Annotated in this window: 23 protein-coding genes; 20 read left to right on the plus strand and 3 right to left on the minus strand. The window is 44.2% G+C overall.

The window, feature by feature from the left end:
• Nucleotides 1-128 precede the first annotated feature (128 nt).
• From ASD24_RS06335 to ASD24_RS06360, 6 genes are all read left to right on the plus strand, one after another.
• Nucleotides 129-809 carry a response regulator transcription factor gene (locus ASD24_RS06335; protein ID WP_056693184.1) on the plus strand — a complete coding sequence of 227 codons (681 nt, stop codon included), beginning with the start codon at nucleotides 129-131 and terminating at the stop codon, nucleotides 807-809.
• Nucleotides 806-2566 carry a sensor histidine kinase gene (locus ASD24_RS06340; protein ID WP_056693186.1) on the plus strand — a complete coding sequence of 587 codons (1761 nt, stop codon included), beginning with the start codon at nucleotides 806-808 and terminating at the stop codon, nucleotides 2564-2566. Before ASD24_RS06335 ends, ASD24_RS06340 begins: the two co-directional genes overlap by 4 nt.
• 21 nt (nucleotides 2567-2587) lie before the next feature.
• A complete protein-coding gene (gene pssA, locus ASD24_RS06345) occupies nucleotides 2588-3133 on the plus strand; it encodes a CDP-diacylglycerol--serine O-phosphatidyltransferase (RefSeq protein ID WP_056693190.1) in 546 nt (181 codons plus the stop codon).
• A gap of 14 nt (nucleotides 3134-3147) precedes the next feature.
• Nucleotides 3148-3633, plus strand: coding sequence for a DedA family protein (locus ASD24_RS06350; RefSeq protein WP_056693193.1), 486 nt, complete (start codon nucleotides 3148-3150; stop codon nucleotides 3631-3633).
• A gap of 245 nt (nucleotides 3634-3878) precedes the next feature.
• Nucleotides 3879-4115, plus strand: a complete 237-nt coding sequence (locus ASD24_RS06355; protein WP_056693195.1) for a hypothetical protein — start codon at nucleotides 3879-3881, stop codon at nucleotides 4113-4115.
• Nucleotides 4090-4680 (plus strand): DUF6036 family nucleotidyltransferase, encoded by a 591-nt coding sequence (locus tag ASD24_RS06360; protein ID WP_056693198.1) that lies wholly within the window; start codon nucleotides 4090-4092, stop codon nucleotides 4678-4680. The genes ASD24_RS06355 and ASD24_RS06360 overlap by 26 nt, the downstream gene beginning before the upstream one ends.
• A gap of 196 nt (nucleotides 4681-4876) precedes the next feature.
• Here ASD24_RS06360 and ASD24_RS06365 read toward each other — a convergent pair whose 3' ends face one another.
• Nucleotides 4877-6067, minus strand: a complete 1191-nt coding sequence (locus ASD24_RS06365) for a cation:proton antiporter (protein ID WP_056693201.1) — start codon at nucleotides 6065-6067, stop codon at nucleotides 4877-4879.
• 147 nt (nucleotides 6068-6214) lie between these two features.
• Here ASD24_RS06365 and ASD24_RS30150 point away from each other — a divergent pair, with 147 nt between their 5' ends.
• The 7 genes from ASD24_RS30150 (at nucleotide 6215) to ASD24_RS06390 (ending at nucleotide 10362) form a co-directional block, all read left to right on the plus strand.
• Nucleotides 6215-6379 carry a hypothetical protein gene (locus tag ASD24_RS30150; RefSeq protein ID WP_156395354.1) on the plus strand — a complete coding sequence of 55 codons (165 nt, stop codon included), beginning with the start codon at nucleotides 6215-6217 and terminating at the stop codon, nucleotides 6377-6379.
• Nucleotides 6380-6445: 66 nt separating this feature from the next.
• Complete coding sequence (locus ASD24_RS06370) at nucleotides 6446-7030, plus strand: DUF420 domain-containing protein (protein WP_056693203.1); 585 nt, start codon at nucleotides 6446-6448, stop codon at nucleotides 7028-7030.
• 76 nt (nucleotides 7031-7106) lie between these two features.
• A complete protein-coding gene (gene gpmA / locus ASD24_RS06375) occupies nucleotides 7107-7850 on the plus strand; it encodes a 2,3-diphosphoglycerate-dependent phosphoglycerate mutase (RefSeq protein WP_056693204.1) in 744 nt (247 codons plus the stop codon).
• A 302-nt stretch (nucleotides 7851-8152) separates the two neighbouring features.
• Nucleotides 8153-8317 carry a hypothetical protein gene (locus ASD24_RS30700; RefSeq protein ID WP_164848570.1) on the plus strand — a complete coding sequence of 55 codons (165 nt, stop codon included), beginning with the start codon at nucleotides 8153-8155 and terminating at the stop codon, nucleotides 8315-8317.
• A 275-nt stretch (nucleotides 8318-8592) separates the two neighbouring features.
• Nucleotides 8593-9501, plus strand: coding sequence for an aldo/keto reductase (locus ASD24_RS06380; RefSeq protein WP_056693207.1), 909 nt, complete (start codon nucleotides 8593-8595; stop codon nucleotides 9499-9501).
• A gap of 131 nt (nucleotides 9502-9632) precedes the next feature.
• On the plus strand, nucleotides 9633-9959 hold the full coding sequence (locus ASD24_RS06385) for a thioredoxin family protein (protein ID WP_056693209.1): 327 nt from the start codon (nucleotides 9633-9635) through the stop codon (nucleotides 9957-9959).
• Between the two features lie 244 nt (nucleotides 9960-10203).
• Entirely contained in the window at nucleotides 10204-10362 is a 159-nt protein-coding gene (locus ASD24_RS06390; RefSeq protein WP_235540421.1) for a hypothetical protein, read from the plus strand.
• 161 nt (nucleotides 10363-10523) lie between these two features.
• On the opposite strand, the gene ASD24_RS06395 is transcribed toward ASD24_RS06390, so the two are convergent.
• Nucleotides 10524-11309: an undecaprenyl-diphosphate phosphatase gene (locus ASD24_RS06395; protein WP_056693502.1), complete on the minus strand. Its 786-nt coding sequence runs from the start codon at nucleotides 11307-11309 to the stop codon at nucleotides 10524-10526.
• 239 nt (nucleotides 11310-11548) lie between these two features.
• Here ASD24_RS06395 and ASD24_RS06400 point away from each other — a divergent pair, with 239 nt between their 5' ends.
• The 5 genes from ASD24_RS06400 (at nucleotide 11549) to ASD24_RS06420 (ending at nucleotide 15136) form a co-directional block, all read left to right on the plus strand.
• Nucleotides 11549-12181, plus strand: a complete 633-nt coding sequence (locus ASD24_RS06400) for a TetR/AcrR family transcriptional regulator (RefSeq protein WP_056693219.1) — start codon at nucleotides 11549-11551, stop codon at nucleotides 12179-12181.
• A 201-nt stretch (nucleotides 12182-12382) separates the two neighbouring features.
• Nucleotides 12383-13246 (plus strand): substrate-binding periplasmic protein, encoded by an 864-nt coding sequence (locus tag ASD24_RS06405; protein WP_056693221.1) that lies wholly within the window; start codon nucleotides 12383-12385, stop codon nucleotides 13244-13246.
• A 31-nt stretch (nucleotides 13247-13277) separates the two neighbouring features.
• Nucleotides 13278-13928 (plus strand): amino acid ABC transporter permease, encoded by a 651-nt coding sequence (locus ASD24_RS06410; RefSeq protein WP_056693229.1) that lies wholly within the window; start codon nucleotides 13278-13280, stop codon nucleotides 13926-13928.
• 17 nt (nucleotides 13929-13945) lie between these two features.
• On the plus strand, nucleotides 13946-14692 hold the full coding sequence (locus ASD24_RS06415; RefSeq protein ID WP_056693238.1) for an amino acid ABC transporter ATP-binding protein: 747 nt from the start codon (nucleotides 13946-13948) through the stop codon (nucleotides 14690-14692).
• 21 nt (nucleotides 14693-14713) lie between these two features.
• Complete coding sequence (locus ASD24_RS06420; RefSeq protein ID WP_056693241.1) at nucleotides 14714-15136, plus strand: OsmC family protein; 423 nt, start codon at nucleotides 14714-14716, stop codon at nucleotides 15134-15136.
• On the opposite strand, the gene ASD24_RS06425 is transcribed toward ASD24_RS06420, so the two are convergent.
• Nucleotides 15137-15559, minus strand: coding sequence for a carboxymuconolactone decarboxylase family protein (locus tag ASD24_RS06425; protein WP_056693244.1), 423 nt, complete (start codon nucleotides 15557-15559; stop codon nucleotides 15137-15139). It lies immediately after the preceding gene.
• A gap of 406 nt (nucleotides 15560-15965) precedes the next feature.
• On the opposite strand from ASD24_RS06425, the gene ASD24_RS06430 reads away from it, so the two are divergent.
• Together ASD24_RS06430 and ASD24_RS06435 are read left to right on the plus strand one after the other, a co-directional pair.
• Complete coding sequence (locus tag ASD24_RS06430) at nucleotides 15966-17756, plus strand: sensor histidine kinase (protein ID WP_056693247.1); 1791 nt, start codon at nucleotides 15966-15968, stop codon at nucleotides 17754-17756.
• The gene (locus ASD24_RS06435) at nucleotides 17749-19353 is read left to right on the plus strand and encodes a response regulator transcription factor (protein ID WP_056693248.1); all 1605 of its coding nucleotides are present in this window, start codon (nucleotides 17749-17751) and stop codon (nucleotides 19351-19353) included. The genes ASD24_RS06430 and ASD24_RS06435 overlap by 8 nt, the downstream gene beginning before the upstream one ends.
• Nucleotides 19354-19504 lie beyond the last annotated feature (151 nt).

Raw genomic sequence — 19504 nt, forward strand, 5'->3', positions numbered from 1 at the left:
ATAGTAACATTTGGTATGTATTAGGCGTTTATATCAAGGCACACGCACTTTAAGAGGACGTTGTTGGACACATGAACGACACACCGAATCGTTATGTTATTATCAGAACTTAAAAAGGAGAGTCGGCCATGGTCAGAACAGTGCTTCTGGTGGAAGACGAAAGCCGCATTCGTGAGATTGTGGCCGATTATTTTATAAAAGAACAGTGGAATGTCCTAGAAGCCGAGCACGGATTCGAGGCACTTGAACAGTTAGAACAACATGAAGTGGATTTGGTTATTCTGGATGTGTTGATGCCGGAGATGGATGGATGGACACTTTGTGGTCATATTCGATCTCAATCGACCGTACCTATTATCATGCTGACTGCGCGATCGGAGGATGATGACAAGATTCACGGTTTCCAGCTTGGCGTGGATGATTATGTAACCAAACCGTTTAGTCCTCGTGTACTTGTGGCTCGTGCAGAGACATTAATGAAAAGGGTCGAAGGTGCCGTTAGTAAAGATCAGAGTGTCATTCGATTTGGAGACGTGACGTTGGACCCTTGGGCAAGAAGGCTTGAGCGAAACGGCGTAGAGATTGAGTTGGCACCCAAAGAATATGAACTATTGCTCTATCTAACTCGAAATCAGGGTCTTGTGTTATCCCGTGATGCAATACTGAACCGCGTATGGGGCTATGATTTTGATGGGGATTCTCGGGTGGTCGATACACACATTAAGAAACTTCGCAGCAAGCTTGGTGAAGAAGCCAAATGCATCCGTACGGTAATTGGTACCGGCTATCGATTCGAGGTTGAGGCATGAGACGTACGGGTGTAACGATGAAGCTGTTTCTGGTGATGGCGGGGTTCTTGCTCCTACTGTACGGAACTACGGTGATTGCTCAGCTGGTATGGTTCCCGGACTTCTACCAACACCAGAAGATTACCAGCATTAAGAAAAAATTGTCGAGATTTGAACAACAGTATTCCACAGGGCATTGGAATGATATACAACTGGCGAAGGAAACCGGCAAATTCATGCGTCAGAACCAGTCTCATCTGGTCATCCTGACCAACACTGGCAAGCTAGTGAATGACCCATTTCACATTACGTTGCTGCAAGAGGATGGTTCGGAGGTTGAGGTGTCACTGTCCCTTTTTATCAACAGTGAGAATGCAGGCTGGATTGCTTCCCACCTGAAGTATGGACAGCAATTAACCATAACGGGATCAGCCAATGGATTGCATGAACCGATGATCTATCCGTTCAAGATCAAAGACAACAACACTTCGGTATGGGGTACGGGAAGCTTTGAAGAATTGAACGAACCTGTGCAGGAGTGGTCTGGCATATTGACCAAAGTCGTTCTTCCCAATCTGGGGACATGGAGTCAGCGACAAGGTTTGCTCGTGCAAGCGTTGGATAGTTTCTTCCCCCTTTCATCAGAGAATCAACTTAGTCTGAAGAATGGGAAGATGTTAAACCAGGAGTGGACGGATAGCTGGAGTGGAGTAAGAAATGTAATCGCCATAGCCCCAGTTCGCAATGCTGAATCTGGGGAACAACAACTCATTTTCTCGTTGACATCTCTGCAGGAGATGCGTGAAGCCAATGAAGCGACAAGGTTATTCTATGGGTATTTCGGAATTGCTGCATTTGTACTTATCTTGTTCTTGGCTCTGTTACTGTCGCGTATTGTTACGAAGCCACTACTGGCACTGAATCATGTTGCGAAGAAGATGTCAACGTTAGACTTCACTGTAAAATCACCCATTCGGCGTAATGATGAGATCGGTAGTTTGTCTGAAAGTCTGAATGCTCTGTCGACGACACTTGGGCAGACGCTGGAGGAGCTCAGACAGGCGAATAGTCAGATGCGCACAGATATGGAGATGAAGCAGCGGATCGAGAAGCGACAGCGTGAATTTTTTGCAGATGCCTCTCATGAACTCAAAACGCCAATCAGTATCATCAAAGGATATTCTGAAGGGCTAAGAGATGGTGTAAGTGAGAACAAACGTGAACGTTACATTGAGATTATTGCAGATGAAGCTGTAAAAATGGAAACGATGGTCGAAGAGATGCTGGATCTTGTTCGGCTAGAATCGCAAGCCATTAAGCTGAACACCGATGCAGTAGCTCTCGGAGATATGATAGAAGATATTGCTGGACGTCTGAGTCCACAATTGAAGGGAAAAGAACTACATGTCGTGTTGGTCTCCACAACAGAGCAGACCGTTGAGGGAGATCGCAGTAAGCTGGAGCAAGTAATCTACAATATGCTGATGAACGCAATCCGCCATGCTGTGCCGCAATCAGACATCTTGATTGAGATCAGCCGTCTGGAAGGGCAGGTTCGTATCTCTATCGAGAACAAAGGTGAGGGCATATCGGAACCTGAACGTCAGAATATATGGGAACGATTTTACCGGGTAGAACGTTCGCGTAATCGCAAAATGGGGGGAACCGGGCTTGGCCTGGCCATTGCGAAGCAGATTCTGGATCTACATGGATGTCGTTACGGTGTTGAGAACACACCAGAAGGAGTCCGCTTCTATATTATTTTTCCTAATGCTTAGTTAGAAAGGGAGTTAAGTCTTATGAAATCTTTGCCATCAATTTTAACCTTGGGTAATTTAACTTCGGGTATGCTGGCGGTCATTATGGCCATACATGGGGAATTTGCACTTGCTGTAACGTTGATCTGGGTCGCAATGTTCTTTGATTTGTTTGACGGTTTTGCTGCTCGTAAATTGCACTGTGAAGGGGAATTTGGCAAAGCACTAGACTCCCTTGCTGATGTGATTTCATTCGGTACAGCTCCAATACTGATTCTGTATCTGAACGTTATGAACGGAGGAAGTATTTTGGCGATGGCACTCACGGCTCTGTTTCCGATCTGTGGTGCTCTCCGACTGGCACGCTACAATTGCCAGAAGACAGCGACTCAAGGTTTTGTCGGCATGCCGATTACATTTGCGGGTGGCCTAATGTCCTTTTTCGCTCTATGGAGCCCTTATTTTACTCTTGGTGTAGCCTATCTCGTCATCGTTGTGTTATCTGGTCTAATGGTTAGCCAAATTCGATTCCCCTCTCTAAAACAGGTATTGACCCCTCAAGAGAAGGATATCGTGGAACCGAAATAAGGAGCGAGTCAGTGATGGAATTTGCAAAAGAATTTATTGGTCAGTACGGCTATTTCGCAATCTATGGACTACTGGCTCTGGGTGTAATCGGTATGCCTATACCGGACGAGGTGATGATGACGTTTGTTGGTTATCTTGCCTCGATCTCGGTTTTGAATTATTCGGTAAGTATTGTTGTCAGTTTTGGTGGTGCGTTCACCGGTGGACTACTCAGCTATATGATTGGCAAGAAGGCCGGCAGGCCGCTAGTCGTGAAATACGGTAAATGGGTGGGGGTAAACGCCAAACGGCTGGTCAGGGTAGAGTCCTGGTTTATGAAGTATGGGTACTGGTCCATCGTTCTAGGCTACTTCATTCCCGGGATTCGTCACCTGATGTGCTGCTTCTCAGGAATCAGTCGTATGGCTATGGGGAGATATATCCTCTTCTCCGGCATCGGTGCATTTCTATGGTGCGTTGTGTTCATATCGATTGGATTCTATGTTGGAGTGTTGACTTAAAATCGGACAGCCTATCAGCGTGATGGGCAAGCTAAGCTAAAGACCTTTTGTGTGAAAGGGTCTTTTTTGTTTTTTTGAATACAATGTAAAGATATCAACAAACTGAAGCAAACTTATTATAATGAACATGTATTTGGTTTATAATAAACATGTATACGTAGAAGGATTTTTAGGTACTTTCAGAAAAGTAAAAGATTTATCTGTATTTCTATCATATAAAAACAGGAAATTTAAGGGGACTTCATATGAGAAAATTATCGGATGTTTTAAAGGGTACAGAAAGATCTACTAGGTTCTTTATGTCCGGTACGTTTATGGAGAAGCAACCAGATTCCAAACCAAGAGATAGTGAACAACGAGACATGTTAATAATGACGGATATTAAAATAATCTCTAATAGATTGGGAAAATCAAAGCTTATGAGAGATGGCAAGCTCATAAGAGTAGGTGATCAAATTGAGAAATATAGAATATCTATATGAAGCCACAAAAGCAACTGATGATCTGTTCGAACGTAGATTGATGGTTGTAGCTATTCTAACAAAAATGATTGAAGAAGAGCATGATACCGTTCCCGTAATAGTAGGTGGATCAGCAGTAGCTATCTATTCTCAAGGGCTCTATGCAACAAATGACACTGATTTAATTTTGCTGTCTTATGTTGATGTACAACCTTACATGACAAAATTAAATTTCAATAAATTTGGTAAAGATTATTACAATAATGATCTTGATGTTCTTGTAGAATTTCCTTCAGGACATTTAGCGGGTAGTCCGGAAAAAATAACAATCCATGATGTATGGGAAAACTATCCTGTCTATATTTTAGGAGTTGAAGATCTTATATTAGATCGAGTGAATTCTCATGTTTCTACCAATGATACGGGTTCTAAAGAATGGGCACTTAGGTTGATGGGGGCTTTGTATGATAGCATTGACTGGTCCTACATTCATAAGGTTGCTCATGAGCAAGAAGTTCTTCAAACGATAGAGAAATTTCAAAGAACAGTGAAGCGTTACAGGCGTAACCTCGATAAATTATTCTAAATTATGTTGTATTTCTTTGATAAAGTTTAATGAAATAACAAAACACGCTCAAACCTTAACTTGTAATTAAGGAGAGCGTGTTTTTTTTATTGTCATAATAAATGAAAAAAGTGAAGCTTAAAATTAATTAAAAGTTTAAACTTAAGCAACTTTGCAGCTCCCAGTGCACGTGGGCACCACTCCAAGACTCTATCATTTATCCAGAGATATTGGACTCTTGAATTCCTCGTTCAATACGGCGTTCGCCTTTTTTACGGCTAAATGTGATTTTGAGCAATGGTGGTGTTACTAGAGTCGTAATAATAACCATAATCACAACACTGGTGAAATACTCGGAGTCCAGCAGCCCAGAAGCAAGCCCAGTTGACGCGATAATAAGTGCGACCTCCCCCCGGGATATCATACCTGCACCTATAGCTAGGGAAGACATGCGATCGAATCCAGTTAGACGCGCACCAGCTCCGCCTCCAATCAGCTTTGTAACGATGGCGATCAAACTAATTACGACGATAAACCAAATTTGAGATCCAACACCGTCAAATGTAACATTTAATCCAATACTTACAAAGAATACAGGAACAAAAATACTATAAGCAATTGGCTCTAACTTGGATTCAACTTCATGCTTGAAGTTAGTTTGAGAAATGGCGATCCCTGCTGCAAACGCGCCGATGATACCAGCAACGCCCATCCACTCTGCAAAGTAGGAAAATCCGAAGCAAATGATTAGACCTGCTGTAATAACTGTTTCGGTTACCTTGAGCGGTGCCATCCATTTCATAATTCGTGGAACCAGGAACCACCCTACAGCGATAATGACAACAAAGAACAGTAATTTTTTTCCGATGAGAAGGGTAATAGATGTATCTCCTGCCCCTGTACCAAGCAAGCTCATCATAACAGCGAGCAAGACAACAACCAGCACGTCATCTACAACAGCTGCTCCCAAGATCGTTGTTCCTTCACGCGAACTGAGCTGATCCATGTCTTTTAATGTCTGAACTGAAATACTTACAGATGTGGCACAGAACAGAAGACCAAAGAACAAAGCATGTGTTTGGGTCATGCCAAAAGCAATAGCAGATCCGTATCCACCGATAAATGGAAGGATGATACCACCTACGGCAACGGCAAAAGCCGCTTTCCAATTTTTCTTTAATTGATCTAGATCCGTCTCAAGACCTGCGATGAACATGAGCAACAGAACTCCAATCTCAGCAATATAATGGATGAAATCAGATTTCGGTACCCAGTTCAACAGAGCAGGACCTAGGATAACGCCTACAATTAACTTCCCGAGCACCGATGGTTGACCTAGCCTTACGGACAAGTCACCCGCAAGTTTTGTGAAGATTAGAATCAAAGCAAGAGATAAAATAAATTCCATAAATGTGCTCCTCTCCAACAAGTGGCGTTAATAAGATGGCCTCACCAAGGCGGCTTCATACCTTCCTATAAACAAAAAAAATGGCATAGAAGGGCATAAAACAACCAAACCCTAACATGTCATTAAAAAAGACAAGGAGGGGCCTTGGTGACAGGCTCCTCCTTGTTAAACGCGTATGTGATTAATGACATTAATTATAACATATTTGCGATCATGGGTAAATACATTGCACGACCGATTCATCAAAATCCGGGCGTTGGGCAATATAAATGGATACTGGCGTCCATTTTTGTTCAGAGTGTTGTCACTTAACAGCCGACAAATGCCGAGATATAATGACATAGAACATAGAAGTTAGGATATGAGGAGGATTTTACATTGGGCAAACAGGCCAAAGGGGACCCGAACAAGCAATCGAACCAAATTACCCCGACCAGTAATAAAAATTTTGCAGGTATTATCATCACCATTTCCATTCTCGCCAATGTCATTATTTTATTGTTGTTCTTCGCGCCATCGATCGGCTACAAGGGAAGTGTAGACTTTGATATTACCATACTGCCGCGTTTTAATGCTGTATTTAACAGCTTCACCTTCATCTTCTTGCTAGCGGCACTAATTGCCATTATCAAACGAAATGTGAAACTACACAAACGATTTATTATTGCCGCATTTTCGACGACACTGTTATTTCTTGTAACGTATTTGTCATTCCACTACCTCTCCCCGGAAACTTCAAAATATGGCGGAGAAGGCATCATTCGTTCCATTTATTTCTTCATCCTGATTACGCACAGTATTCTCGCAGCATTGATTGTGCCATTGGCTCTATTCACCCTGGTATGGGGCTGGACGAATCAATTGAAGAAACACCGTAAAATTGCTCGTTGGACCATGCCGATCTGGCTGTATGTCAGCTCTACGGGTGTTGTAGTCTACCTGATGATGGCACCATATTATTAATGTCATAAATAAAGTTTAACGAAGTATATCCTGTAGCACTTGCGGGTAATGTTTCCATGGAAGGAGGTTCACGGTCGTGTACAGAGTTGTATTAATTCGCCATGGACAGAGTATGTGGAACGTAGAAAATCGTTTTACGGGCTGGACGGACGTGGATCTAACCACAGATGGGTACGGAGAAGCCCGTAAAGCAGGTAAGATTTTGAAGGAGCAAGGCTTTGATTTTGACTATGCTTATGCTTCTGTACTGAAACGTTCCATACGAACATTGGATATCGCATTAGATGAGATGGATCGCATGTGGATTCCTATTACGAAGACATGGAAACTGAACGAACGCCACTATGGTGCTCTGCAAGGCTTGAACAAACAACAGACCGCAGTCAAGTACGGGGAAGATCAAGTGATGGAGTGGAGACGCTCCATTAGCGTGTCGCCCCCAGCTCTAGACGAGACGGATGACCGGTACGTACAAGATCAGGACAAGTATGCCCGATTGGGTTGTACCATTCCTCGCACGGAGAACTTACTGGATACATCGAAGCGGGTTCTGGAGTATTGGGACAATGAGATCAAACCGGTTGTATCAGCGGGTAAACGGGTGCTTATCTCCGCTCATGGCAATACGCTCCGTTCATTGGTCATGCACTTGGATCAGATGTCTGAAGCCGATGTGATGGCGCTTAATATTCCAACGGGCATTCCGCTTGTCTACGAATTGGATGAAGATCTTCACCCGATCGGACACTTTTATCTGACAGCCGATGGTTCAACGTATAAGCATGAAGAAATGACTCATGTGGCTACGCCATCAGATTAATATCCAAGATGAGATGACCCCTGCATTCACATGTGGGGGTCATTTTTGTGCGTATAGCGAATCAACTTCATTTCATAACATAAGACTTTAGCTGGGTTTAGATCAGGACAAGCTATGGATCATACCCGTTCAATTAGCCTATATAACTACTTGCATAATTTATGTCTGAAGTGAGATATGAGATGAATGTATCGTATTCTTTTATTTTTTCAATGGCTTATTCAGGACGTTTCGATTTCGGCACAACGGGTAAATTTCAAACAAGACACGATGTACATTTATCCTTAAAGGAGGAAGAACACATGTCTAAACGTAAAGGAATTATCATGACAGCTATTGGTGCAGGCGTAACGTATCTGATGAGGAACAAGCAGGCAAGGGATAAGTTATTTTCGACAGTCTCAGGCATGATGAAAGGCTCAAGCTCGTCTACTGGCAAAAGACCACAACGTATCGATATAAAATAGATCCATCCAATCAACATGCAATGTCAAGCCCGGAGCTTCTTAGTCCGGGTTTTTGCCTGTTCACTTACTTTTCGACGTTAGTTGCTGAGCTAGATCTTGAACTAAACATTTACACGATACAGCGATCGAAGGGTTATTCTGTCATCGGAGTGGCAAGTGGGAATATTCTTTCGTCCGACATATATAGATGCTGCTTTTTAAAGGACAGGATGCGATTTTTACAATGAAGAATGATACAATGGATACTTGCAGAAATTATGGGAGGTGGTGCACGTATGAAGAAAAATCGTCTAGGCTCATCTGAATTGATGGTGGGAGAGATTGGTCTTGGCTGTATGTCACTCGGAACTGATGTGAATCCAGCCGTAGCCCTGATCCATGAAGCGTTGGATCACGGTGTGAATTTGCTCGATACAGCCGATCTGTATGACGCGGGGCGCAATGAAGAGATCGTAGGGCAAGCGATTAAGGGACGACGGGATCAGGTTATTGTAGCTACCAAGGTTGGGAACCGAAGAATACAAGGTCAAGAAGGTTGGGCATGGGATCCATCCAAGGCGTATATCAAACAGGCGGTACATGACAGTCTCAAACGTCTCCAGACTGACTATATTGATCTGTATCAACTGCATGGCGGTACCATTGAAGATCCAATGGAAGAGACCATCGAGGCATTTGAAGAACTTAAGCAGGAGGGGCTAATTCGCTATTACGGTATTTCCTCCATTCGGCCTAATGTCATACGGGAATATGTGAGAAGAGCTCAGATTGTAAGTGTCATGAACCAATATAGCCTAGTGGATCGTCGTGCGGAGGAAGAGGTATTGCCGTTATTGGAGCAAAAGGGGATTAGTGTGATCGCCCGCGGGCCAGTGGCCAGTGGAGTACTCGCTGATTCTGGCGCAGCTAAGGTTGATAAAGGCTATCTGGATTATACGCCGGCTGAGCTTCACAGCATTCGGGAAACGCTGGGACGTTATGTTACGGACGGGCGCAGTTTGACCCAAACGGCAATTCGATATGCCTTGTCTCATCCAGCCGTAGCGGCGGTTGTACCTGGCGCGAGTTCTAGAGAACAATTGCTGCATAATATTGCTGCTTCAGCATCAGCACCGCTCACAACAGCGGAGATCCAACAAATAAAGGAATCGAATCCGGCTAACCTGTACAAGCAGCACCGCTGAGATAGGAAGTCCTATTTTCAAATGTAACTATTCAAGGTACAATGAAATAAAGTTAAAATATTAACTATTCCGTTTCAGGTACACATGATCATGCTGTGGCTGAACATATATAGACAAGGGAGAGAACATCTATGGAAAGAATTCTTAGTGAACAACAATATCGCGATACCATTAATTCAGACAGTCTAACGGTTATTAAGTTTGATACAACCTGGTGTGTTGACTGCAAAAACCTGGACCGTTTTATCGGAGATGTAGTTGACCAGCACGCCGACAAAACGTTCTATGCTATGGACGCGGAAGAATTACAGCCTTTGGCTGAGGAGAATGGGGTACGCGGTATTCCAAGCTTGCTTGTTTTCCAAAATGGCAAGAAAATCGCACACCTGCACAGCAAATGGGCGAAGACTCCTGCTCAAATCTCGGAATATCTGACTACATTGGAATCCAAAGTATAACTAAAACGTAGCGTTTTTATCTAAACACATATAAGCACCTTCAATCATACCCATGATTTGAAGGTGTTTTTTTAATGTTCTACTCCAATTCATAACTTTCTAAAGGTGTTCAGAATTTGTTTAGACCCTAGCAGTACAATGTTAAAGCGACATAAGCTGAACATCGGTTCAACTCATGTGGTATAAACCTAACCTAATACTGGAGTGAACAGAGATTACTATGAGTAAAGCTATCTTTCAAGAAATGCATCAACTGAGTCGTAATGATGAACTAAGATATCAATTATTGATGCGAGGAGTGAGAAGACGGCTAGAGGAGCAGAAGCAGAATAGATATAATTTGATTGAGCAGATGAGATATCGGAAGAAATTAAGAGAAATTCAAGTGAAGCAGTGGTACTAGATCTATAGGTTCACCAAAAGTAAAAAAGCCTCTATGTCATCTATACATAGGACTCGATTAATTGGATTTAGCACTTAGCACATGTAACACATAAATCAAATGGCGGCTCAGTTCCAGAGGAACGTGAGACCGCCATTTATATTGCGCTACGATGTTTGCCGTTACATTAGAATGATGAAGAATACGGCTGCTAGAACGAAGCGATATACCGCAAAGACCGTAAGACTCAGTCGTTTGAGAATGGACAAGAATGTTTTGATCGCAAGCATCGCAACGATGAAGGCTGCAATAAAACCGATAGCGAAGATCGGGAAGTCACTGCCATTCAGATGATCGATACTTTTGTATAGATCATATCCTGTAGCACCAATCATAATTGGCACAGATACGAGGAACGTAAATTCGGCTGCAGCTACACGGCTGATCCCTGCGAATAGACCGCCAGAGATCGTTGAGCCGGAACGAGAGAAGCCAGGCCACAGTGCCAAAATCTGAAATAGCCCGACTACAAAGGCTTGTTTATACGAAATATCGTCTACATCATGGGTAGTGATGCGCTCACTACGGTGGCTCCAGCGCTCAGCTACAATCATCAGAACGCCCCCAATGACAAGGCTGTACAGTACCGTCTCAGGGCCGAATAAATGGGCTTTGATCCAATCCCGGAAGACAAGTCCAATGACTACAGCAGGAACCATTGCGAGAAAAATGTGTCCAAGGTTTAGACGACGGGAATAACTTCGTTTTCCCCCAGTGAAGCGGAACATGTCGATAAACTTGTTCCAGTACAACACCACGACTGCAAGTACAGCTCCGAGTTGAACAACCACCTCAAACGTTTTGACTGACTCGTTGTCCTCCGATAAACCCAGCAGGTGGGCGGTCAGAATCATGTGTCCTGTTGAGGACACGGGCAAAAACTCAGTCAAACCCTCGATGATGCCCATAATAATAGATGATATAAAGTCCAATTCTCTTCCTCCTTGAAATGCAGATGGCAGAAGTGAGCTGCCCTGCTTCACAATGCCTGTCCTCTAGAACATGGCTATGCTCTATTATGATCAGAAATGCATACAACTTCAACTTCTCTCATGAATCTATTGTTTAAAACTATATTGACAAAAACCTAGTTATCCCATAGGATATACATTAACTGACTGACTGATCAATCGGGAGGGTTAAACGTATGAGTAAAGGTAATACTTTGGAACCTGGCGAAGACCGTCGGAACCAGATTATACGCATAGCACTAGAGCGTTTTGCAACGCAGGGTTATCATCAGACCAAAATTTCCGATATTGTTCGGGAAGCGGGTGTCGCTCAGGGAACCTTCTATTGGCACTTCAAAAGCAAGGAAGCCATTGCCTCCGAGATTGTACTCACAGGAAGAGAGAAACTGCTTGAAGCGATTGGACAAGGATATCGCAAGGATGCCGGAACGGTAGAGGATATGGTGAAGGCTTCGGAACGACTGTTTACCGATTTATTCTCTTTTGCCGCAAATAATCGTTACTTCATGGAGCTACTTCTCAAAGGCATCGTTAGCGAAGATGCAGTTCGCCGTCTGGTTGAGGAGACACGCAATGCGGTGGAAACGGCATTTCGTCACAACATGGAGAGAGCCATGGAGCTGGGAATGTTGCCAAAATCAATGGATATTCCGCTCAGAGCAGCATTGCTTGTCAGCATGATTGAAGGCATGATAACGCGCTGGCTATTTGGTTCAGAGGATCTGCACAACGAGTTCTCTTCCATGACAGCATCGTCGCTCGCGGCGGAAGCAGCAAGCTTTGAATTTTACGGATTGTTAGGCACATGAAGTCATCGCCTGATTCCGAAGCATTTATTTTGAAATAAGGATGAGCATTTGAATAGGTAAATGAAAGTATGTCCTATCACATGTTTCAGCCACGAGCAGGGAATAATGGGGATAACTGCTGTATCACGATACATTAGGTACCACATATAACCATGCTCCTGTATGCACAACCACATAACGACTTGAGAGGAAGAACACAACATGAATACTGGATTGAACATTCGTAAGAACAAAACACGCAAAGGCTGGACGCTAACGGCATTGCTACTGATCACCATGCTGGTACTTAGCGCTTGCGGCAGCAAAGCTACAACTGATAATGGCGGAGATGCTGCGGCACCAGCAAGCAATGAACTGGAACAGATCAAGTCGGCTGGCGTTATCAAAGTGGGGATGATGGGAACGTATCGTCCATACAACTTCCTGAATGATAAGAAGGAAATGGATGGCTTTGATGCAGATATCGCACGTGAGGTTGCGAAGCGTCTGGGAGTTGAGGTTGAATTTGTATCCCAGGAGTTCTCTGGACTGACACCAAGTCTACAATCCAAGAAACTGGATGCGATCATTAGCCAAATGACGATCACCGATGAACGCAAAAAAGCACTGGATTTCAGTGATCCGTACATTACCAACTCCGTAAAAATCATTGTGAAAAATGATAATAACGATATTACGACGTTAGAGGATTTCAAAGGAAAAACGATCGGCGTAGGTTTGGGTACCAATGATGAAACGTATCTGCGTAATGAAGTACTGCCCAAAGTTGGCGATTTCACGATCAAAACGTATGACGATGTTATCTCTTCCCTGAAAGATCTGGATGCAGGTCGTATCGATGCAACAATCAATAACCTGTATGCGCTCAAACCTATTGTGGATGCAAATGGCTTCAAGATCAAAGCTGTAGGCGAACCAATCAAAAGTGACCAAGCCGGAATCGCAGTTCGTAAAGACAATCCGGAACTCGTAGCTGCACTGAACGATGCACTCAAAGGCATGAAGGACGATGGCACATACAACACCATTTTCAAAAAATGGTTTGATGAAGAGCCTGCGCAATAATGAACCTGCAAGGCGAAGGGAAGTTTGATCCATGGAACTTGATTTGATACTTGAGAATGTCCCCTTCTTTTTGAAGGGGGCGTATTACACTCTATATGTAACTGTGATATCAATGTTTTTTGCCTTTATCATTGGGGTAATCGTCGCCGTAGCTCGTCTCAAAGGGCCAATGTGGCTTCGGTTGATTGCCCGATTTTATGTATCCATCATGCGAGGAACACCGTTGCTCGTGCAATTATTCGTTATCTATTACGGGTTAGTGGACTACGGGGTAACCTTAGGCTCACTTACCGCTGCTTGTCTTGCACTCAGCTTGAATGCAGGTGCTTTTTTGTCTGAAACCTTCCGTGGTGCAATCCAAGCTGTTCCCAAAGGGCAGACAGAGGCGGCTTATGCGACAGGCATGACACCGGCTCAGACGATGAGACGCATTGTGTTCCCACAGGCTGTCCGGATCGCTATTCCCCCGATGGGTAATACGTTTATTGGTATGCTGAAGGAAACGTCACTTGTGGCCGCAATCGGGGTAACCGAGTTGTTGCGTTCGGCACAATTACTGGTTTCTCAATATGCACTAAACATGCCGTTTTATCTAGCGATCGGTGTGATCTACTGGATCATGAGCATCGGCTTCTCGGCCATTCTGGAACAAGTGGAGCGCAGACTTGCTCGGGCTTACTGATAGGAGGAGGAGAACCGATGATTACTACGACAGGGCTTAGCAAGCGCTTTGAGAACAACGAAGTACTTAAAAATATAGATTTACATGTGAACGCCAAAGATATCGTTGTACTGCTCGGACCAAGCGGTTCAGGCAAGAGCACATTGCTGCGCTGCTTGAACGGTCTGGAGCAGTTGTCTGGTGGACGGATTGAAGTGAACGGTACTGTGGTAGACAGTGCGGATTCTCTACGTGTACAGCGTGCGAGAGTGTTAGAAATTCGTCGTCAGACGGGCATGGTATTTCAGCAATTTAACCTCTATCCGCATAAGACGGTGCTGGGTAATGTGATGGAGGGGCTTGTCACAGTCAAAAAGATCAAGCGTGATGAAGCCGCCGAACGAGGCAAGCTCTTACTTGATCGTGTTGGTCTTTCGGATAAGCAGGATGCTTATCCATCCCGTTTATCTGGTGGACAGCAGCAACGTGTTGCCATTGCCCGAGCGCTCGCGATGGAGCCAGAGGTAATGCTGTTCGATGAACCTACATCGGCACTTGATCCAGAGCTCGTAGGTGAAGTGTTGTCTGTCATGAAGGAACTGGCTCAGGAAGGCATGACGATGCTTGTGGTGACCCATGAATTGAAATTCGCCCGTAATGTAGCGAACAAAATTGTGTTCATGGCGGACGGATCGATTGTGGAGGAAGCAAGTCCTCAGGCGTTCTTTGAACATCCAGAACAAGAACGAACACGCAAGTTTTTACAACAAATCACTGAATTTTAATTAAGAAAGAAGGATGACATCATGAATGTAACTACGGTATGGAAAGGCAAACGCGCATTTACGTCTGAAGGTCCGTCCGGCTACGCTGTAGGTATGGATGCAACGGCTGCTTATGGCGGAGATAGCCAAGGAGCGACACCAATGGAACTGCTGTTGGCAGGTCTTGGCGGCTGCATGGGCATTGATATTACGATGATTCTGGACGCGTTCTTAGACAAGATCAAGTCTATTGAAATTGAGGCACAAGGTACACGCAGTGAAGGGATGCCCAAAGGCTTCACTTCCATTGACCTAATTTTCAAAGTCGACGGAGATATTCCGGATTACCGGATCTGGAAAGCGATCCAGATGGCAGAAGAGAAGTATTGCGCGGTATCCGCTTCACTAAGTGCAGACATTCATCCGCAATTGATCCTTAATGGTGTAGAGACGCCACGTCCATAATCAATCGGATTCACTCGGTGCATCAAGTTTTAGCGCTGCGCCGAACCATTGGGATGCGATAGTAAAACAGATCCAGGCACAGAGCTCACTGAGCTGAGCATCGGTAAAATGTTCACGCAGAACGGGGAAAACGGCAGAATCCACATTGCCACCCGTCTGGACAAATAACTCCGCAAGTCCGGTCGCCATACTCATGGCGGCCTCTTCGGGTTTCGGATCAGGAGCCCCTTTGGCACGACAGTACATACAGCCGTTCCGATGAGCGAGCGTTCGCCTTACCTGTTCCTTGAGCTGGGCGGATAACAAATGATCCCCAGCTAGGGTATCTCCCAATGCGTTCCAGTGCAGCATAATCGATGGATTATGACCAAGTAGACGTTGAAAGGCAGTTTCGCCATTAGATGAATAAGAAATGTTAGGCATATGATGTAATCGCTCCTTTTAAGAAACTTGTTGTACACAGTATATGTACGAATAGAGGTTGTTCTAAAGTTTTAGTACACGCACGAATACTGATGAATTATCGTTGTAACTAAATTTTATCGTATGGTTGAAGGAGCTCTCCACTGCAAATGATTGCGAATGTATGATAATCTAAGACAAATGTCTTGAAAAAAGGAGCCTGGGTAGACAAATGAACCTGGATCGCACGGATTATCATATCAGACCTTATTTTGAAGACCGAGCAACTTTCTTTGGGTTGAAAAGTAAGATTGAGCCCTGATTAGGGCTTTTTCCGTGGTATGATAAGATATATAAGAAGGCAAGGTTGGCGTAAGCCTGCCCTTATATATGTAAGCGCTTGTACAAGATGACGGAAGGTGCAGACATGTTAAAGAGGCTAATACAAGTATCGAATAATCTCAAAATGAAGCATAAATTGCTGATCTCCTATGTACTCGTCGTCATGGTTCCAGTCTTAATCGTTGGTCTTGCTGTCACGGCTTATTTCCGCCAACAGGCACTGAATAATGCCATCGAACAGACCATTAATAACGTGGACAAAATCAAGAGTCAGACAGCCACATTATTACGTGTGCCAACGGATATCTCGAACATCCTGATGTTCAACAAGGATTTGGAGAAGATTGTGAACACACGATATGAATCGGTGATGGAGCTGACGAGGGCGTATTTGGCATATAAGGATTTTCAGGAGTACAAGCGTCAGTATCGTGAAATTGCTGGAATCCGTTTCTACTCTACCAACCCAACGTTGATCAACAATTTGGAAATTATTCCGGTGGATCAACAAACGAAGGATAGCTACTGGTATCAGAAGGCGCTCACGTCCACCAGCATTGGATGGTTTTACATTCCTAATAAGGAAGACAATCCAGTACACAAACTAAGCTTAGTTCGTAAGGTTCCCTTTCCCGAATACCGTACCGAAGGTGTTCTTATGATAGGGATTAATCAGGATGAGCTGAATGAGTTATTGCGCCAAGAGCCATTTGAGACGCTGATCACGGACGAGCAGGGTTATATCGTTGCAGCCAAAAATACCGAACTGGTGGGTCAAACGTTGAATCAACTCGATTTTGGTATTGATCTGCAGAATCAAGTGAAGGGCACCTTAGAGGCCGACTTTCAAGGTGAGCCTTCCAACATCGTTATCGATGAGCTTAATCCCTCGTCCAGTATTAATAGTCTGAAGGTCATTTCAGTATTTGCGACCAAAAATATAGTGAAGGATGCCAATAAAATCAGCTTGATTGGTATGAGTTTTATGATATTGGTATTGGTGATTGCACTGTTGCTGGTGTATATCATCTCATTCCTCACTTCTAACCGATTACTGCGGCTTAGTAGACATCTGAACAAGCTTGCTCTAGGAGATCTGAATGTCACATCACGTATTGACGGGAATGATGAGATTGGGCAACTTTCTAGACAATTCAATTATATGGTGAAAAGTATTAATGATCTGATGACCCAGGTTGTGGAGACTTCTGAGCAGAATACACAATTGGAAATCGCCCAAAAAGAGATTAAACTAAAAATGATGGCAAGCCAGATCAACCCTCATTTTTTATTTAATGCTTTGGAATCCATCCGTATGAAAGCCCATATTCAAGGGGAAGCGGAGATCGCCAATATTGTGCGGTTGTTAGGCAAGCTTATGCGTAAGAGTTTAGAGATTGGTAGCGGCAAAACAACCCTTAAGGCAGAACTTGAAATGGTACGTTCTTATTTGGAAATTCAGAAATTTCGTTATGGTGATCGTCTCGCATTCGTCATTGATATTCATCCAGAGGTAGAGAAAATCTCTATACCTCCATTAATCATCCAACCCCTTGTGGAGAATGCCATCGTGCATGGTCTAGAAAATAAAGAGGGTACGGTGCGTGTGAACATTAGCATCTATCCGATGGATGAAGTAATTCAGGTTCATGTAAAGGACGATGGAGCAGGCATTACCCCAGAACGGTTGGGTGAGGTTATGCAGTTCATCTGTGAACCTGAGGAACAGGAGAAAAGCCGAATCGGTCTACGCAATGTACACCAGCGGTTGACGCTGACTTACGGCGAGCCTCATGGATTGCAGATCAAGAGTGTGTACGGGGAAGGAACAGAGGTTTCTTTCACCTTGCCAGCAGGAGGGAACCAGCATGTATAAAGTGTTTTTGGTAGATGATGAACCCAGTATTCGAGAGGGATTAACAACGATTATTAACTGGGAAGAATATGGATTTGAAGTCATCGGTACCGCAGCAAGCGGTCGTGAAGCGATAGAACGTTTTGACGAGCTCAAGCCAGATCTGACGATCATCGATATCCGGATGCCTGGCATGACGGGTTTGGATGTCATTGAAGAGGTGCGCCAACATCATGCGGATGCCCATTTTCTTATCTTAAGCGGGTATGCGGATTTTGATTATGCCAAAAAAGCGATCAGCTTCGGTGTAGATGGTTATCTGCTTAAACCGGTAGATGAGGAAGAGATCATTAGCGAACTTCAGCGTATATCTGTCGTGCTGACACGAGAACGAGAGACGAGTGCGCGTCATGCGGGTGAGGATACGGCATATCGAGAGCATCAGATTGAAGCGTTGCTTTTTGATAATCATGAAGGTGCTGTCACCATTCAAGAAGATGTGCTTGGGCTAAAGTGGCCTCAATATCAGATTATATTGCTGGAGATTCATGCTGCACCTGATCTGCAGCGAGGTAATGCCCTTAAGCGCAAGCTGGTTGAAGCCTTTGATCAGCAGCAGCGGGGGATCGTGTTTTCGTTCCATTCGGGATTAGGGCTGCTGTACAAAGAGCCGATTATTTCTATCGACGGAGCCCGTAATCTTCATGATGAATTGAGGAGTCTATTAGGGGAGTGGAATATTCACATGTATGTGGCAGCAGGTCAGCCTGTCCCATCTACAGCAGAGATCTCGAAGTCCTATCGTCAGGCAAACGCCATGTTGGCTGATCGGTTCTTGTTCTCCGAAGAACGAATGATGCTCTGGAATGATCAGGTCATTGGTGAGAATCACATGCATTCAATTGAAGACTCCAGACCAGACGGTTTCGAACCGGATGAAGCTGAACTTGCAGACAAACTGTACTATGCACTCGATATTCGAAGTCATGAATCGGTGATGCGGGTTCTTGGCGAGATGCAGGATCGAATTGTGCCCTATCATCGAACAGAACAAGCGATCAAGACGGCGTTCTCCCAGACATTCTCTTTGGCGATTAATAAACTTGCTGCTGCCAATCAGCAGATGCAGTCTATTTTGCAGGAGCATTCGATGTTAATTACCGAGGTGTATCATCAGCATACACTGCGGGATCTGCAAGTGATGGCTGCTGAGCATCTGAACCGCCTTATTCAGCGTATGGGTGGGGGAAGTACGGATACCGTGTTAAAACAAATGATTGAATTTATCCGGCGTAATCCCGGTGAGAATTTGAAACTAGAAGTACTCTCTGATGTATTCAACTACAATAGTAGTTATCTGGGGAAACTGTTCAAAAATCATACAGGAGAGTCGTTTAATGCTTTTCTGGATAAGGTGCGGATGGAGAAGGCGAAGGAATTGCTGAACGAGGGGTTAAAGGTACATCAAGTTGCCGCGAGAGTAGGATATGCCAATGTGGATTACTTCCACGGAAAGTTCAGAAAATATGTAGGTGAATCTCCGTCAGCGTACAAACACGCCAGAGAACATACTAAATTACAATCCAAAGAGAAGCCTGGAGAAAACCCGAGCGAGTAATAGTTAGACATAGAGAGGTTAGTACGTATTCAGTTTTTGTAAAACGTTTTCAGAAATATTGACATGGACACCTGTAGATCATCTGTAGGTGTTCTTATCATTTCATGAGATAGTCCATGCTCTTCCGTGTTTATGCAATGGTACAGCCTAG

Origin of the sequence: Paenibacillus sp. Root52 (assembly GCF_001426865.1) — a bacterium.
In the GTDB taxonomy this organism is placed as follows: domain Bacteria; phylum Bacillota; class Bacilli; order Paenibacillales; family Paenibacillaceae; genus Paenibacillus.